Raw genomic sequence first — 16,362 nt, 5'->3', positions numbered from 1 at the left:
AGCGCGTCGCGGGTTAGAAGCGCGGCAGTTCGGGATGCGGCAGCAGCCCGCCGCGAATGTGCATCTTTCCGTACTCGGCGCAGCGCGCGCGCGTCGGGATGCCCTTGTCCGGATTGAGCAGCCCCGGCGGATCGAACGCGCGCTTGACCGCGTGAAACGCGTCGCGTTCCTCGGGCGAGAACTGCACGCACATCGAATTGATCTTTTCGATGCCCACGCCATGCTCGCCCGTCACGGTTCCGCCCAGCTCGACGCATGCCTCCAGGATGTCCGAGCCGAACGCTTCCGCGCGATGCCACTCGTCCAGATCGTTGCCGTTGAACAGAATGAGCGGATGCATGTTGCCGTCGCCCGCATGAAACACGTTGATGCAGCGCAGCGCGTATTTCTTCTCCATCTCTTCGATGCGCGCAAGCAGCGGCCCGATGGCGCGGCGCGGCACCGTGCCGTCCATGCAGTAGTAGTCGGGCGAGATCCGGCCGGCGGCGGGGAACGCGTTCTTGCGGCCCGACCAGAACTTGAGACGCTCGGCCTCCGATCGCGAAATCTGGATGCGCGTCGCGCCGTGCTCGCGCAGCACGGCCGTCATGCGCACGATTTCCTCGGTGACTTCGTCGTAGGTGCCGTCGGATTCGCAGAGCAGGATGGCGGCGGCGTCGGTGTCGTAGCCCGCGTTGACGAACTCTTCGACCGCGCGCGTCGCGGGCTTGTCCATCATTTCGAGACCGGCGGGAATGATGCCCGCCGCGATGATCGCCGCGACGGCGTTGCCGCCTTTCACGACGTCGTCGAAGCTCGCCATGATGACTTGCGCGGTCTGCGGCTTCGGAATCAGCTTGACGGTGATTTCAGTGACGATCGCGAACATGCCTTCGCTGCCGATCAGCACGGCCAGCAGATCCAGCCCCGGCGCGTCCGGCCCGAGCGAGCCGAATTCGACGACATCGCCTTCCATCGTCACGGCGCGCACGCGCAGCACGTTATGCACGGTGAGGCCGTACTTCAGGCAATGCACGCCGCCCGAATTCTCGGAGACGTTGCCGCCGATCGTGCACGCGATCTGCGACGACGGGTCCGGCGCGTAATAGAGCCCAAAAGGCGCGGCGGCCTCGGATATCGCGAGATTGCGCACGCCCGGCTGGACCGTGGCGGTGCGCGCGTACGGATCGACCTCGACGATTTTGCGAAACCGCGCCAGCGACAGCACGATGCCATGCCGGATCGGCATCGCGCCGCCCGATAGCCCGGTGCCTGCGCCGCGCGGAACGATGGGCACGGCAAGCCGCGCGCAGATTTGCACGACGCGCTGCACCTGCGCCTCGGTTTCCGGCAGCACGACCGCGAGCGGCAGGCGGCGATAGGCGGCGAGGCCATCGCATTCGTAGACGGAGGTGTCTTCGTCGCGAAACAGCAGGCAATGCGTCGGCAGCACGGCCATCAGCGCCTGCACGACTTCGCGCTGGCGCTCGGCGAGTTGCTCCGGCGACAGGTCCGGCGCAACCTCGTGCGGCAGGTTCGGCGATACGGCCGGCGTGAGCGGCGGCTTGAGTTCGTCGGGTGCGTTCATGTCTCCTCCCGGCGCCGGTCGTGATGCTGGCGCTTGTTCGATGAATGTCTCTGACGCGGCGACGCCCTATGGTGCGCGCTCGGGGCTTCCGCGTCCATCGGGCGCGCTGCCGAGGCGTTACTGCGTGAAGCTGAAAATCTTGCCCGGATTCATCAAGTTCTTCGGATCGAGCGCCTGCTTGATCGAGCGCATGACCGCGATGCCGTCCTCGCCGTGCTCGTCGATCATGAAGCCCATCTTGTGCAGCCCGACGCCGTGCTCCCCCGTGCACGTGCCGCCGACTTTCAGCGCACGTTCGACGATGCGCCGGTTCAGCCGCTCAGCCTCTTCCAGCTCTTCGGGCTTCGCGGGATCGAGCAGCATCGCGACGTGAAAGTTGCCGTCGCCGACATGGCCGACGATCGGGCACGGCAGCGACGAGCCGAGCAGATCCTTTTCCGTCTCCACGACGCATTCCGCGAGCCGCGAAATCGGTACGCAGACGTCGGTGGTGACGGCGCGGCAGCCGGGCTTCAGTTGCAGCATCGCGAAATAGGCGCTGTGGCGCGCATTCCAGAGGCGGCTGCGGTCTTCGGGACGCGTCGCCCAGTTGAAGTCGGTGCCGCTGTTTTCGGCGGTGATGTCCTGCACGGTCTGGGCCTGTTCCTTGACGCCGGCTTCGGTGCCGTGGAATTCGAAGAACAGCATCGGCGATTCGCGCAGGCTCAGGTTCGAATGGCGATTGATTGCCCGCACGGCGAGCGCATCGACGAATTCGACGCGTGCAATCGGCACGCCCATCTGAATGGTTTCGATGACGGCGCGCACGGCGTCGCCCATCGACGGGAACGCGCAGACGGCGGCGGAGATCGCTTCCGGCTGCGGATAGAGCCGCACGGTTATTTCGGTGATGACGCCGAGCGTGCCTTCGGAGCCGACGAACAGCCGCGTCAGGTCGTAGCCCGCCGACGATTTGCGTGCGCGCGTGCCGGTCTTGACGACGCGGCCATCGGCGAGCACGACGGTCAGCGCGAGCACGTTTTCGCGCATCGAGCCATAGCGCACCGCGTTCGTGCCGGAGGCGCGCGTCGCGGACATGCCGCCGATGCTCGCGTCCGCGCCGGGATCGATCGGGAAGAAGAGGCCGGTGTCTTTCAGCGCTTCGTTCAGCTGCTTGCGCGAGATGCCCGGTTCGACGGTCGCCGTGAGGTCTTCGGGGTTGATCGAGATGACCTTGTTCATTTCCGACAGGTCGATCGACACGCCGCCTTGCACCGCCAGCAGATGCCCTTCGAGCGACGATCCGTTGCCATAGGGGATGATCGGCACGTCGTACTGCGCGCACAGGCGGACGATGGCCTGGACTTCCTCGGTGCTGCGCGCGAAGACGACGGCGTCGGGCAGGTGCGGATCGAACGGCGATTCGTCGCGGCCGTGGTGTTCGCGCACGGCTTCCGAGGTCGAGACGCGGTCGCCGAAGTGTGCTTTGAGCGATTCGAGGAGCGCGGCGGGGAAGGGGCGGCGCGCGTGCTGGATGGCGGCGTGTTCGGCGGGGTGGTTCACGGGTTGTCTCCGGGCTTTTTTGCGGCTTTTGTGCGGTTCTTGGCGGCGATCGCGGACCGTCTGCGCGATGCCGTGACGCGTTATCTCATTTTACGCGCAGGACGGAGCGGAGGAGGGGCGTGCCTATAATGGGGCGGCTGGTTTTGACGCTTTGATAATCGAGGAGCAGTGATGGGACACCGCCTGAGCAAGATCGCCACGCGCACTGGCGACGATGGCACCACCGGTCTCGGCGATGGCCGACGCGTTTTGAAAGACGATGCGCGTATTGCGGCGATTGGCGATGTAGACGAGTTGAATTCGTCGTTGGGCGTTTTGTTGTGCGAGCCGTTGCCGACCGATATTCGCGATGCTTTGACGTCCATTCAAAACGATTTGTTTGATTTAGGCGGGGAATTGTCGATTCCGGGGCATTCGATGATTTCGGATTCGCATCTCGAGCGGCTGGATGGGTGGTTGGCTGAATACAACGGGACATTGCCGCCGCTCAAGGAGTTTATTTTGCCGGGCGGGTCGAGAGCGGCTGCTTTGGCGCATGTTTCTCGCACCATTTGTCGACGGGTGGAAAGGGCGATTGTTGCGTTGGGGCATGTTGAGGCTGAGGCGGTTAATGAGGCGCCGAGACGGTATGTTAATCGGTTGTCGGATTTGTTGTTTGTGGTGGCTAGGGTGTTGAATCGGGCGGATGGGGGGAGTGATGTGTTGTGGCAGCACGTGAGACAGTAATGATGGCCGCCATTGAGCAGTCCCCGTTGTGCATGCCGCTCGAACCTCTTCGCGCGCGATTGCTCTTGATGCAAACTTAGTGCATTTATCTGAATTTCAGATATCCGTTGAATTGCCGTCTTTCTCGAAATAGGCGAAATTAACGGAGGTTCAGTCAAATAGTGTTGAAGGCGAGCGGTTGCTCGCGCAGATGTGATTTACTAACCTCTGATCTCAATCTTCTGAATCGTTGATCATCAGAGAGGCATAAATAACAATGTCAAGTGAAGCTCTCATACAGCTCGCCCTACGTTCCTTGCGCTGTACTCAGAGGGAACTCGCACAGATGCTTGGGGTATCGCCGGCTCAGATAAGTAAATGGAAAACGGGCGATGTTATGTCGCGAGACGAAGAAGTAAAGCTCCGAGGGATCCTTGGCATTGGTGAGCAGGTTCCTGAATTAATATTTGCTGCAGGTTCACTGGATGAAGCGAAAAAATGGGAAAGCCTGATTCGTACTATTGCTGACTTCGTAAAAAGTGGGGCTGAGACGGGCTATGATACGTATCCGTTAGACGACGACCTAGGCGGGTTGGCTGCGGAGACTTCACAAGTTCTACAACGAATGGGAATATCGTTCCCGGAAGGATTCCCTTCCCAGTTCGAAGTGAATTAGCCAAGGGTAACGACCAGAAAGCCGACGACGAGGAACGCCATGATGAAGATGGCGACTATGCAGACCATGAGCGCGGGGGCCGATTTTGGGATGAAGTTAGAGCAAACGAGCTGACGAACACGATCAACAAAATATTCAAGTCACTGAACGACGTTTATGGATTCTATGCTGCATACATAGAAGATCTTTTGTTTGACGACGATCTGAATATGAGCGGCACCGAAGCTGAGAACATCGAAAGTTGTTTGATGGCGTTGGCGGCTTGCAAAATCGACGTAGACGAAAAGTACGCCCTTAAGATCCAAGATTTCAGGCGGGAAGTGATCAATGATTATGAGGATTGGATCGCGCTGGTAAAGGAACGTTCGTTTCGTGCCGGCGTGCCACTAAAAGCAGAGTTAATGGACATCGTTCATGGAGATCACAATCTCCTCGGCCATATGGCAGAGGCTGAAAGTTTGGGACTCAACAAGTCGCGCCTGCATCCCGATATCTATATGAACGAGCTACTAGTCGGCATGAGACTTGTCCACCAAGTGCTGCCGGCAATCATGAAGAAATTGGGAATCGCCGATGAGTTCAAAATTGACTCATCGGATCTCAGAGTGAAGTAATCTTACGCGGTGCGGTCGGCCGAGATTATGTCGACCGCACGATGCGGTTTCCTCAATTCCCCCCACCCCTCAAAACCCGCCGCTGCTTAACCGCAGCCGCAAGTCCTTCAAGCACCCCCACACTCTCCTCCCACCCGATACAAGCATCAGTAACACTCTGCCCGTAGGTAAGCTCACAGCCCTCCTTCAAATCCTGCCGCCCAGCAACAAGGTGCGATTCCACCATCACGCCGACGATCCGCTCATCCCCGGCAGCGAGTTGCCGCCCGATATCCTCGCAAACCGGAATCTGATTCTCATGCTTCTTCGAGCTATTAGCATGACTAGCATCGATCATCAACCGCGCAGCCAACCCAGCCTTTCCGATATCACTACAAGCCGCATCGACCGAAGCCGCATCGAAGTTAGGCGATTTCCCGCCGCGCAAAATGATATGGCAATCTTCATTACCGGCAGTGGAAACAATCGCCGAATGCCCGCCCTTCGTGACCGATAAGAAATGATGCGGTTGCGACGCAGCCTTGATCGCATCGACGGCGATCTTCACGTTCCCATCCGTGCCATTCTTGAATCCGACCGGACAAGAAAGCCCCGAAGCCAGTTCCCGATGCACCTGCGATTCCGTAGTCCGCGCCCCAATCGCGCCCCATGAAATGAGATCGGCGATATATTGCGGGCTGATCATATCGAGATACTCGGTGCCAGCCGGCAAACCCATCTCGTTGATATTCATCAGCAGTTCGCGCGCCTTGCGCAAACCGTCGTTGATCTTGAAGCTGTTATCCATATACGGATCGTTGATCAGCCCCTTCCAGCCCACCGTCGTGCGCGGTTTTTCGAAATACACGCGCATCACGATTTCCAGCTCGCCCGCAAACCGCTTCCGCTGCTCGATCAACCGCCCCGCATATTCCAGCGCCGCCTTCGGATCGTGAATCGAGCATGGGCCGATAATGACGATCAGCCGGTCATCCATCCCGTGCAGAATGCGATGCATCGATTGCCGCGCATTGAAGATGAGGTCGGACACCGGCTCCGCGCACGGAAATTCGCGGATCAAATGCGCGGGCGGGACGAGCTCTTTCAACTCGCGAATTCGAACGTCATCGGTATTGTGCGGGGGCATATCGGTTCTCCAACGGCATCGATCAAAAATAAGCGGCGAAAAAAAACCGCCAGACTCGCTGGCGGTTTTTCGGGAATTCGGTTTGTGTCTTTAGCTACGACTCACCCCTCTCGATCCGCCAGCGGCTTGAGATGCCAAAAGAAATAAAAATAAAACTTGGCGGACATGGCGGGTCGAAGGTGTATCGCAAAAAAGGTTGACTGACTTTATAACCTCAAACGCGCGCCGCTGACAAGCCGCAGCGCATCAAAACGCGGGAAATCCGCATCGAAGACGACCCGGACAACTGCCCGAGACAAAATCGATGCGGGAAATCCGCACGCATCAAACCGTGCCGCCCACCGTCATCTTCTCGATGCGCAGCGTCGGCTGACCGACGCCCACCGGCACGCTCTGACCTTCCTTGCCGCATACGCCGACGCCGCTATCAAGCGACATATCGTTGCCGATCATCGTCACGTACTTGAGCGATTCCGGCCCGCTGCCGATCAGCGTCGCGCCCTTCACCGGATACGTGATTTTGCCGTCCTCGATCATGTACGCCTCGGACGCCGAGAACACGAACTTGCCGTTGGTGATATCCACCTGCCCGCCGCCGAAATTCACCGCGTACAGGCCATTCTTCACCGAAGCGAGAATCTCCTGCGGGTCCTTGTCGCCGTTGAGCATGTAGGTGTTCGTCATGCGCGGCATCGGCAGCGCGGCGTACGATTCGCGGCGCGCGTTGCCCGTCACCGGCATCTTCATCAGCCGCGCATTCAGCGAATCCTGAATGTAGCCCTTCAGGATGCCGTCTTCGATCAGCGTCGTGCATTGCGTCGGGTTGCCTTCGTCGTCGATATTGAGCGAGCCGCGCCGATTCGGCAGCGTCCCGTCATCGACGACCGTCACGCCCTTCGCCGCCACTTGCTCGCCGATGCGTCCCGCGAACGCCGACGATCCCTTGCGGTTGAAATCGCCCTCCAGCCCGTGGCCGACCGCTTCGTGCAGCAGCACGCCCGGCCAGCCCGGACCGAGCACCACGGTCATCGCGCCAGCCGGAGCAGGGCGCGCTTCGAGGTTGACGAGCGCCGCGTGCACGGCGTCGTCGACATATTTGTTCAGGATGTCGTCGGTGAAATAGCCGTAGTCGAAGCGTCCGCCGCCGCCGCCCGTGCCGATCTCGCGACGGCCGTTCTGCTCGGCGATCACCGTCACGGACACGCGCACGAGCGGGCGCACGTCCGCAGCGAGCGCGCCGTCGCTGCGGGCGACGAGCACCACGTCGTATTCGCCGGCGAGGCCCGCCATCACCTGGACGATGCGCGGATCGCGGCTGCGCGCCATTTTCTCGACGCGCTCAAGCAGCTTCACTTTCGCGTTCGCATCGAGCGAATGCAGCGGATCGGCCGGCAGATACAGATCGCGGCCCGACACGCCGGTGAGCGTGCTCGCCGGCTTTACCTTGTGCTTGCCGCCGCCCGCCTTGGCGATCGCGCGGGTCGCGTACGCGGCCTGGCGGATGGATTCGGGCGAAAGATCGTCGGAATAGGCGAAAGCCGTGCGCTCGCCCGAGACGGCGCGCACGCCGACGCCCTGATCGATGCTGAAACTGCCCGATTTGACGATGCCTTCTTCGAGACTCCACGCTTCGCTGCGCGTGGACTGGAAATAGAGGTCGGCGTAATCGACGCGGTGCGTGAAGATTTCCGCGAGCGTACGCGTGATGACGCCTTCGTCGAGGCCGTAGGGCGTCAGCAGGACGTCCTTTGCCGTGACGAGGTTGCGAATGCCGGGTTCGATGATGTTCATGCGGTGCCTATTGCGTGATTAGCGTGATTTAGCGTGTTCGAGCGATTGTGTCGGACTATTCTACTGTCCGGCGCCGATGAGGCCATGTGCAGGGGAGAACGCGCGTCTTCAAGTCCATTCAGCCGATCACCCGATGCCGATACGCCGGCAAGCTCTGCCGCACTTCGGCGATCCGCGCCGGATCGACCGCGCCCGCGACGACGCCCGCGCCTTCCTCGCGCATTGCGACGACTTCGCCCCACGGATCGATCAGCATGCTATGTCCCCACGTGCGCCGCCCGTTCTCGTGCTTGCCGCCTTGCGCTGCGGCGAGCACATAGCACTGGTTCTCGATCGCCCGCGCCTTCAGCAGCGTTTCCCAGTGCGCCTTGCCGGTCGTGTAGGTGAACGCGGACGGCACGACGATCAACGCGCAATCGCCCATCTTCCGGTACAGCTCCGGAAACCTGAGGTCGTAGCAGACGGACAGGCCGACGCGTCCGAACGGCGCATCGAAGGTCCGCACTTCGCCGCCGGGGCAGATGGTGCGCGCTTCGTCGAATGATTCCTCGCCCTTTTCGAAATTGAACAGGTGAATCTTGTCGTAGCGCGCCGCCTGTTTGCCGTTCGCATCGAAAACGAGCGTGGTGTTGAGCACGCGCGACGCTTCCGGCGATTTCAACGGCAGCGTCCCGCCGATGACCCACACGCGATGCTCACGCGCGGCGTGGGAAAGAAACTGTTGAATGGGACCGTCGCCGGGCGTTTCGCGGATAGCGAGCTTGTCCGTGTCCTTGAAGCCCATGAAGCAGAAGTATTCCGGCAGCAGCACCAGTTGCGCGCCGCCTTGCGCCGCTTCGGCGATGAGCCGTCCTGCTTCGGCGAGATTGCGGTCGCGATCGGGCGTGCTCACCATTTGCAGCGCGGCGACGTGAAACGGCTGCGCCGCGCTTTCGCTCGATGGTTCGTTCATGTTGTGCGCCGGTTGGTGAATCTGACGAGGCGGGACGAGGCGGAACGAAGGTGCGCTCCGCGTTATGGAGCGACTGACGGAATCGCGACGGCCGCGGGTGGTTCGATCTTACCCTGATCGCCATGCAGACGCTGGACGACGGGCTTCGTCAACGTACCGGTGATCGAATAGTCCATCGCGAACGCCTTCTGGATGGACTTCGAGAGCGCGAGATCGGCGGCGAGCGCGCCCAGACCGAGCAGCGGATTGATTACCGCCGCGCCGATGGCGACCGCACCCGCGCCGATCGTCGGCACGACCTTTACGCGCAAATCCTGCGTCTGCTTCGGCAGGTTCACGACGCCCTGCATCTGCACGCGGGCGGGCGGCGTGACCATCAGCAGGTCGTCGGTCCGGCTGATGCCGTTTTCAATGCGCGCGTTGCCGGTGATCTTCTCGAACGGCAGCCCCTTGCCGACGACATCCTCGAAATGCAGCGTCAACAGATTGGCGAGACTGCGCAGGCTGAAGATGCCGAGCAACTTGGCCGCGCCCGGCGCGCGCAGAATTTGCCCGTGACGAAGATCGACGCCGACTTTGCCATCGAGCGTGTTCATGTCGACGGCCGCCGGGCTGCCGTTCCAGGCCGCGTGTCCCGAGATCTTGCCCGCGCCGCCGTTGACGGTATGCGGCAGGCCGAAGCGGTCGAGGACTTGTCCGCCATTGGCGACATCGAGCGTAAAGCCGAGCGTCGTGCGGCGCGGCCTCGAGTCATCGCCGCTGGCGGTCGCCGGCGCGGGCAGCGTGCGCCACGTCGCGTTCGCCGTGAGCGTCGCGTCGGGATTGGCAAGCTGGAGCTTGTCGAGCGTCCAGATCGGCTCGTCAGCGATGACTTCGTTGTGCGCGTCCACCTCGAGCCGCCCGAGGCCGTGTCCGCGATAGACCAGTTCGTTGACGATCACGTCGATGGACGGCATGTTGCGCGGCGGCTTGCTCGCGAACTTCTCGGCGGGCGCGCCCGTGGCCTTCTCGGGGATCACCACCTTGTCGAGCCGCGCCTGTATCGCGCCGGGGCTTCCGTTCGGCGCGGCAGGCGTGAAGGCGACGTTGCCGGATACTTCATCCGACGCGATGTTCGCCTGCCATTTCCTCGCATCTTCCGTCGCGTTGACGTCGATGTTGTTCCAGCGACGGTCGAGCAGCTTCAGTGTCCCGATGCGAACGGCGGCGCGCGTCGGAATGAATTGGCGGACGTCTGCGTTCGCGCGAGGCTCCTGCTTTGTTGCCGGCTGCGCAGGGGCGCTACCGGTAGCGGCGGTATCGGCGAAGACTTTGCGCCACGCGTCGGCGTCGAGCGTGTCCATGTCCGCGACGGCGCTCACGCCCTCGGCTGGCAAGTCCGCGGGCTTGTTGAGCGCAATCGCGCCGCGCACGGCCTTGAGTTGCGCGCGCACGTTCATCGGCTCGGCGGCGTTTTGCGGATCGACTTTCACCTGCGCCCGCCCGATCTGCTGCAACTCGTAATGCGCCGCGAGCGGGCCGAAGACGAGTTGCGCATCATGCAGACCGGGAGCGCCGCCGGGCGCCGGCTGGAAGCTGAGCGAGAAGGGCATCGGCGCGCCTTTCGCCTTGCCGAACGGCGCGGGCAGATCGATGCCGATGCCGCTCAAATCCGCGCTCGCGCGCATGTTCGGCAGCGCGTTTTTCGCACCTCGCACGTGGAGTTCGTAGGGCGCCGCGCCATCGATACGCTTGAGCAGCGCCGCTGCTTGCGGTGCGATGCGTCCGTCGAAACGCTGCGCCGCATCCGGACCGATGCGCCCGTTCACGTCGAACGCGTAATTGCCGTTCGGCTGCACGCCGCCGGTCGCGCGCACGTCGCCGCCGAGCAGTTGCGCGCTGAGCGCATCGACGTTGACGGTCTTCGCGGCGAAGTTCGCCCGGCCGCGCACATGCGTGAGCGGCGGCAGCGTGCCGTACGCGACTTGGTTGTCCAGGAAAGTCAGCGAGCCCTTGTAGTCGGTGCGCAGCGGCGGTTCGGGCGGCGGCGGCCGATAGCGCGGAATGCCGAGCGTCAGCGCGAGCGCCGCGTTGCCTTTCGTGTCGAGCTTGCGTGTCGCGTGCTTGGCCATCAGGCCGAGCGAGCTGTTGTCGACATAGTCGAGCATGTCGGCGAGCGGCCCGCGCGCTTCGCCGTCGATCCGCAGCCTGGTTTCGCGATTGCCCGTATCGTCGATGCGTCCCGCCACGCGCGATACCGCGACGCCCTTGTAATGCCCGCGATGGATATCGAAGGCGAGCTTGTTTTGCGCGAGCCGGAACGTGCCGTCGATGCCCTCGAACGCCGGCCAGAAGTTCGGCAGGCCGCTCTGCAGCTTGCGCGGCGGAAACGGCGTGGGATCGAACTTGCCGCCCGTGAACGGCGCTTCGATGCGGAAGATGCCCGCATCCGGCGCTTTCGCGTACGGGAAGCGCGTGAGATCGCCGTGAATCTCGAGCGTGCCGTTGCGCGCGATGCCCGCCTGCAGCGCATGGCCGAGATAAACGCGCACGCGTTCGTTGAGGCTCGTCGGAAGATAGCGGACGAGGCGCGCCGCCTTCAGATAATCGACCTTCGCCTTGAGGTCGAGATTGCCGCGCCCGTGACCCTGGTTCCAGTACGCGGCGGTGACTTCGCCTTCGGCGTCGGCGTTGCGGATGCGCAGCGTGTCGAGATGAATGGTGAACGCGCGCCGCAGTTCGCCCGGCGCGATGGCGTCCGCGACGGTCCAGTTCGCGCGGCCTTGCAGGGAATCGAAGGTGAGACGGGGATCGTCGAACGCACCGGGGATCGTCACCGCCGCGTTCTTCGTGTCGATGACGATTTTGCCTTGCGACTCGTTGGCGTCGACGGCGCCCCACAGATTCTCGATGCCCGGAATGCCCGCGCGCGGCCGATTGTTGATCGTGAGTCCCGGCGGCGGTTCCTGCGCCTGCACGCTGATGCCCTGCAACTCGGCCTTGAACGCGTAATGGACGATCTTCGCATCGCCTTTTTCGCGCTGCTGCTTCGCTTCTTCCTCGGTCTTGGGCGCGGCGCGTTCGGTGTAGATCGTGTAGTTGGCGACCTGCCCGCGCGGGTTGTAGCGCACGAGTTCGTTGAGCACGCGCGATGGCAGCGGGAGCGTGCGCGCGAATTCCGCGAGGATGCCGAGATCGATCTGATCGCCTGCGATGCGAAACAGCAGCCCCTTGTTCACCGACGCCGGGCGATACGTGCCCGTGAGCGTCTGCATCGTGAGCAGGCGCGCGACCGTCGTGCCGTCTTCGAGCGAAGGCTGGCCGAGTTCCGCGCGAAGGTCGGAGAGGTTCAGCGTGTACGTGGTGTCCTTCTTGTCGATGGTCCACGCGAAGCGCGCCACCGGCAGATCGAGACGCGGCTGCGTCGCGCGCACGCGCAGCGCGATGTTGCCGCCCGTGAGATCGCCGTTTGCCGTCTGCAACTGGCCGCGGGCGAAGTTCAGCCAGATGCGGTTTTCGATGCGGCCATCGTAGACCGCGAACGGCATCTTTACGTAGCGCGCGAGCATCGGCAGATCGACGGGGCCCGTCGATACATAAACGCGGCCGGTCCAATTCGCGGGCGCGCCCATCGCGGTGAACGGCTCGTGGCGAAAGTCCGCGCGAACGTCGAGCGGACCGTGCAGGACGTCGCCATCGGCAGGCGCGGTCAGCGCGAGACGGTGACGCGCGCCGTCGTTCAGGGTCACGAGCTTCAGACGCTTGAACGCGATTTCGGGTGCATCGCGCTGGGCGTCGCGCCAGCGCAGCGTGCCATCGCGCAGCAGGATGCGCTGCTGCCCGAGCAGCCATGTGGTGAATGCGTTGGAGCCGGTGCGATGCGCCGGAACCGGCACGCCGGCGACCGTCAGCTCACCGTTCGCCTTGCGCGCGATGATGACGTCGGGGCCATCGACGGTGAGGTCCGCCAGTTTCGGTTGCAGCGCCAGCAGCGACCGCCACGCGATGCTCGCGCTCGCATGCGGAACCGCCAGACCGGGCGAGCCATCGGCGGCGTCGATGCGGAGATTATCGATATCGATGGTCGGCTGCATGCCGCTCCATCGCGCAGAAAGCCGGCCGACATGAAGCTGCGCATGAATCCGCGACGACACCGCCTGTTCGATGGTCAGCCTGAACGAATCGATCTGCGGCAGCACCACATAGCGCAAGCCCAGATAGATGCCCGCCACCGCGAAGTACATCGCGACGGCGACGATGAGGACGACTTTTAAGACACGCGACAGGACGCGCTCGGCGTTGCCGCTGGGCTTGGCTTGTCCAACTTCGGTCGGGTCGACGGATCGTCTGCTGTCGGACATGCTGCGGCTGTTCGGCGATATGGTAGTTTTGCGTGTTTGACGCTGCAATGTAACACAGGGTATGTCGTGGACGGCTTCGCCCGCGCACTCGAAAAAGCCCGGAAAGCCGCGTCCCGCAAGCCTCGCGGCGAATCCGGCGAGGCCCGGCGGTGCAGCCGGGCGACAGCATCGGCAAGCAGCAAACGACCCAAAGCAACGAGCGAGCCTAACCATTCATGACCGATGTGACTCTGCGCAGTTCCGGCTACTCCAACTATGCGGCGCGTGTTTATGCGGCGCGTCCCGAACTTCCGACGCTCGTGGCGGAGTGGGCGCAGACGCCCGTCACGCGCGAATGGATCGAAGCGCGTTTCGAGGAACTTTGCACGCGTTGCGGCGAAAGCGGCGCGCTAGACGAAGCCGCGCTGAAGACCGCGTTGCGCCGGCTGCGCACCGATGTTTTTTGCACCGTGATGGAACGCGACCTGTCGGGCGCGGCCGATGTCGCCGAAGTCACCGGCGCAATGACGGATCTCGCCGAAGTCACGATTCAACGCGCGCTTGCGGTGTTGTCGGCGGATCTGGAAGCGCTGTTTGGCGAACCGCGCGGACCGGACGGCGAACGGCTGACGCTCGGCGTCGTCGGCATGGGGAAGCTCGGCGGGCGCGAACTGAATGCGTCGTCGGATATTGACCTCATCTTTGTCTACGAAGAGGACGGCGAAACGGCGGGCGGCAAGCGCTCCCCGCTGACGACGCAGGAGTTCTTCACGCGGCTCGGACGGCGGCTGATCGGCGCGCTGGCGGAACTCACCGAGGATGGCTACGTGTTTCGCGTGGACATGCGGCTGCGTCCGAATGGCGATTCCGGTCCGCTCGTCTGCAGCCTCGGCATGCTCGAAGAGTATTTCTACGTGCAGGGCCGCGAATGGGAGCGTTATGCGTGGATCAAGGCGCGGCTCGTTTCCGAGCGCGAGAGCGATTCCGCGCAACGGCTCGCGAAGCAGCTCGAGTCCATCGCGACGCCGTTCATCTATCGCCGCTATCTCGATTACGGCGTGATCGCGGCGATTCGCTCGCTGCATCAGCAGATTCGCCAGGAAGCGCGGCGGCGCGCGTCGATGCGCCCCGACAAGGCCGACGACATCAAGCTCGGGCGCGGCGGCATTCGCGAAATCGAGTTCAGCGCGCAGGTGTTCCAGTTGATTCGCGGCGGACAGGCTGCCGATTTTCGTATCCGGCCGACGCTCGCGGTGCTCGAGCGCGCGGAGGCGCATGGGCTCGTCTCGACCGCCGTGCGCGATGGGCTCACCGACGCATATCTGTTTCTGCGCACGGTCGAGCATCGGCTGCAGTATCGCAACGACGCGCAGACGCATGCGATGCCCGTCGCCGACGACGAGCGCGCGCTGCTCGCGTCGTCGCTCGGCTTCGCGGATTACGCGGCGCTGATGACGAAGTTGAATGCGCATCGCGAGTTCGTCGAACAGCAGTTCGATGCGATCTTCGCCGACAAAGTGAGCGGCGAAAACGGCTGCGGCGTGGCCGACGATTCAGCCGCATCGTGGATCTGGAGCAGCGCCCTCGCCGACGATTCCGCGCAGGAAGAACTCGCCTCGCGCCTGAAGGAACTGGGCTTCGCGGACCCGTCGCCTGTACTCGCGCGGCTGACCGGCGTGTGGAATTCATCGCGCTACGCCGGCTTGCCCGAGAGAAGCCGCGAGCGCTTCGATATCGTGGCGCAGCGCGCGCTCGAAGCGGTGCAGTCGATCGACCCCGCGCGTCGTGGCGACACCATCGCGCGTCTGTTCGATCTGCTCGAAGCCACGGCCAAGCGCGGCGCGTATCTCGCGCTGTTGACGGAATATCCGGCGGCGCTGGATCGCGTGCTGTCGGTGCTGTCGGGTTCGCGCTGGGCGGCCGGTTATCTGATCCGGCATCCGCAATTGCTCGACGAATTGCTCGACGACGAAGCCATCGCGAGCCCGTTCGACTGGCCCGAATTCAAACGCTCGCTGCTGGCGCGTCTCACCGCCGCCGAGGATGCCGAGCATCAGATGGACTTGCTGCGGCACGCGCATCAGGCTGAAGTGTTCCGCATTCTGCTGATCGATCTGGCCGGGCGGCTGAGTGTCGAGCACGTGAGCGACCGGCTGTCGGAACTCGCCGACGCCGTGCTCGACGTCACCGTGCAGACGGTGTGGAAGCAGTTCCCGAAGCGGCATCGCGAGACGCCGCGCTTTTCGGTCATCGCGTACGGGAAGCTGGGCGGCAAGGAACTCGGCTACGCGTCGGACCTGGACATCATCTTTCTCTACGACGACCCCGACGATGCCGCCGCCGACATCTACGCGATGTTCGCGCGCCGCCTCATCACGTGGCTCACGGCGTCGACCGGCGCGGGCACGCTTTTCGACGTGGACTTGCGGCTGCGGCCGAATGGCGAGTCGGGCTTTCTCGTGACGAGCCTCGACGCGTTCCGCCGCTATCAGATTCGCGAAGGCGATGCGGCTAATACCGCGTGGGTGTGGGAGCATCAGGCGCTGTCGCGGGCGCGTTTCAGCGCGGGGGATGCGGACATCGGCGCGCAGTTCGAATCGATTCGCGCCGACGTGCTCGACACCGAGCGCGATGCTGCGGCGCTCGCACGCGAGATCGTCGCGATGCGCGAGCGCGTGCTGGCGGGGCATCCGAATCGCACGGAACTGTTCGATCTGAAGCACGATCGTGGCGGCATGGTCGATATCGAGTTCATCGTGCAGTACTGGGTGCTGCTGCATGCGCGGACGCATCGCGAGTTTGTGCGCAATGCGGGCAATATCACGCTGCTGAAGATTGCGGCGCGCAGCGGACTTATCGCCGGCGACGAGGCGGAAACGATCGGCGCGGCGTATCGGCGATACCGGAAGCTGCAGCACACGCTGCGGCTCGACGGGATGGAAAAGGCGCGGGTCGATCCGGAAAGCGTGCGCGAGGAGCGGGAGGCGGTGACGAGGTTGTGGACGAGAGTGTTCGCGGAAGTGGCTGAGTAGGGGAGCTGGACGGTAGCGGAATATTCGTGCCGTCCGCG

10 protein-coding genes are annotated in these 16,362 nt (G+C 63.2%); 4 read left to right on the top strand and 6 right to left on the bottom strand.

The annotated features are described in order from the left end of the window. Nucleotides 1-13 precede the first annotated feature (13 nt). Both LDZ21_RS11765 and LDZ21_RS11760 read right to left on the bottom strand, forming a co-directional pair. Nucleotides 14-1,567, bottom strand: coding sequence for an FAD-linked oxidase C-terminal domain-containing protein (locus tag LDZ21_RS11765; RefSeq protein ID WP_052005654.1), 1,554 nt, complete (start codon nt 1,565-1,567; stop codon nt 14-16). Between the two features lie 117 nt (nt 1,568-1,684). Beyond that, the gene (locus LDZ21_RS11760) at nt 1,685-3,109 is read right to left on the bottom strand and encodes an FAD-binding oxidoreductase (RefSeq protein ID WP_244793480.1); all 1,425 of its coding nucleotides are present in this window, start codon (nt 3,107-3,109) and stop codon (nt 1,685-1,687) included. A 171-nt stretch (nt 3,110-3,280) separates the two neighbouring features. Here LDZ21_RS11760 and LDZ21_RS11755 point away from each other — a divergent pair, with 171 nt between their 5' ends. The 3 genes from LDZ21_RS11755 to LDZ21_RS11745 all read left to right on the top strand — a co-directional run bounded on the left by LDZ21_RS11755 (nt 3,281) and on the right by LDZ21_RS11745 (nt 5,104). Continuing rightward, entirely contained in the window at nt 3,281-3,835 is a 555-nt protein-coding gene (locus tag LDZ21_RS11755; RefSeq protein WP_244793479.1) for a cob(I)yrinic acid a,c-diamide adenosyltransferase, read from the top strand. A 325-nt stretch (nt 3,836-4,160) separates the two neighbouring features. Next, a complete protein-coding gene (locus tag LDZ21_RS11750) occupies nt 4,161-4,490 on the top strand; it encodes a hypothetical protein (protein ID WP_244793478.1) in 330 nt (109 codons plus the stop codon). A gap of 209 nt (nt 4,491-4,699) precedes the next feature. Beyond that, nucleotides 4,700-5,104 (top strand): hypothetical protein, encoded by a 405-nt coding sequence (locus LDZ21_RS11745; protein WP_244793477.1) that lies wholly within the window; start codon nt 4,700-4,702, stop codon nt 5,102-5,104. 52 nt (nt 5,105-5,156) lie between these two features. Here the strand turns inward: LDZ21_RS11745 and aroG are convergent, their stop codons facing one another. From aroG to LDZ21_RS11725, 4 genes are all read right to left on the bottom strand, one after another. Further along, nucleotides 5,157-6,230 carry a 3-deoxy-7-phosphoheptulonate synthase AroG gene (gene aroG / locus LDZ21_RS11740; protein ID WP_244793476.1) on the bottom strand — a complete coding sequence of 358 codons (1,074 nt, stop codon included), beginning with the start codon at nt 6,228-6,230 and terminating at the stop codon, nt 5,157-5,159. A 324-nt stretch (nt 6,231-6,554) separates the two neighbouring features. Beyond that, nucleotides 6,555-8,021, bottom strand: a complete 1,467-nt coding sequence (gene tldD, locus LDZ21_RS11735) for a metalloprotease TldD (protein ID WP_035961553.1) — start codon at nt 8,019-8,021, stop codon at nt 6,555-6,557. A gap of 118 nt (nt 8,022-8,139) precedes the next feature. Then, nucleotides 8,140-8,973, bottom strand: a complete 834-nt coding sequence (locus LDZ21_RS11730; protein WP_244793475.1) for a carbon-nitrogen hydrolase family protein — start codon at nt 8,971-8,973, stop codon at nt 8,140-8,142. Nucleotides 8,974-9,035: 62 nt separating this feature from the next. Then, nucleotides 9,036-13,313, bottom strand: a complete 4,278-nt coding sequence (locus tag LDZ21_RS11725; protein WP_244793474.1) for a YhdP family phospholipid transporter — start codon at nt 13,311-13,313, stop codon at nt 9,036-9,038. A gap of 215 nt (nt 13,314-13,528) precedes the next feature. Between LDZ21_RS11725 and glnE the strand changes: the two genes are divergently transcribed. Continuing rightward, entirely contained in the window at nt 13,529-16,324 is a 2,796-nt protein-coding gene (glnE, locus tag LDZ21_RS11720) for a bifunctional [glutamate--ammonia ligase]-adenylyl-L-tyrosine phosphorylase/[glutamate--ammonia-ligase] adenylyltransferase (RefSeq protein ID WP_244793473.1), read from the top strand. Nucleotides 16,325-16,362: the final 38 nt, after the last annotated feature.

This window comes from Caballeronia grimmiae (genome assembly GCF_022879615.1).
Classification (GTDB): Bacteria; Pseudomonadota; Gammaproteobacteria; order Burkholderiales; family Burkholderiaceae; genus Caballeronia; species Caballeronia grimmiae.
Note: the sequence above shows the minus strand (reverse complement) of the source record. Positions and strands in the feature narration are given on the sequence as shown.

Bases quoted from the DNA above. Each gene is read 5' to 3' on its own strand.
- LDZ21_RS11765 (WP_052005654.1), bottom strand. From the start codon at position 1,567: ATGAACGCACCCGACGAACTCAAGCCGCCGCTCACGCCGGCCGTATCG.
- LDZ21_RS11755 (WP_244793479.1), top strand. From the start codon at position 3,281: ATGGGACACCGCCTGAGCAAGATCGCCACGCGCACTGGCGACGATGGC.
- LDZ21_RS11750 (WP_244793478.1), top strand. From the start codon at position 4,161: ATGCTTGGGGTATCGCCGGCTCAGATAAGTAAATGGAAAACGGGCGAT.
- LDZ21_RS11745 (WP_244793477.1), top strand. From the start codon at position 4,700: ATGAGCGGCACCGAAGCTGAGAACATCGAAAGTTGTTTGATGGCGTTG.
- aroG (WP_244793476.1), bottom strand. From the start codon at position 6,230: ATGCCCCCGCACAATACCGATGACGTTCGAATTCGCGAGTTGAAAGAG.
- tldD (WP_035961553.1), bottom strand. From the start codon at position 8,021: ATGAACATCATCGAACCCGGCATTCGCAACCTCGTCACGGCAAAGGAC.
- LDZ21_RS11730 (WP_244793475.1), bottom strand. From the start codon at position 8,973: ATGAACGAACCATCGAGCGAAAGCGCGGCGCAGCCGTTTCACGTCGCC.
- LDZ21_RS11725 (WP_244793474.1), bottom strand. From the start codon at position 13,313: ATGTCCGACAGCAGACGATCCGTCGACCCGACCGAAGTTGGACAAGCC.
- glnE (WP_244793473.1), top strand. From the start codon at position 13,529: ATGACCGATGTGACTCTGCGCAGTTCCGGCTACTCCAACTATGCGGCG.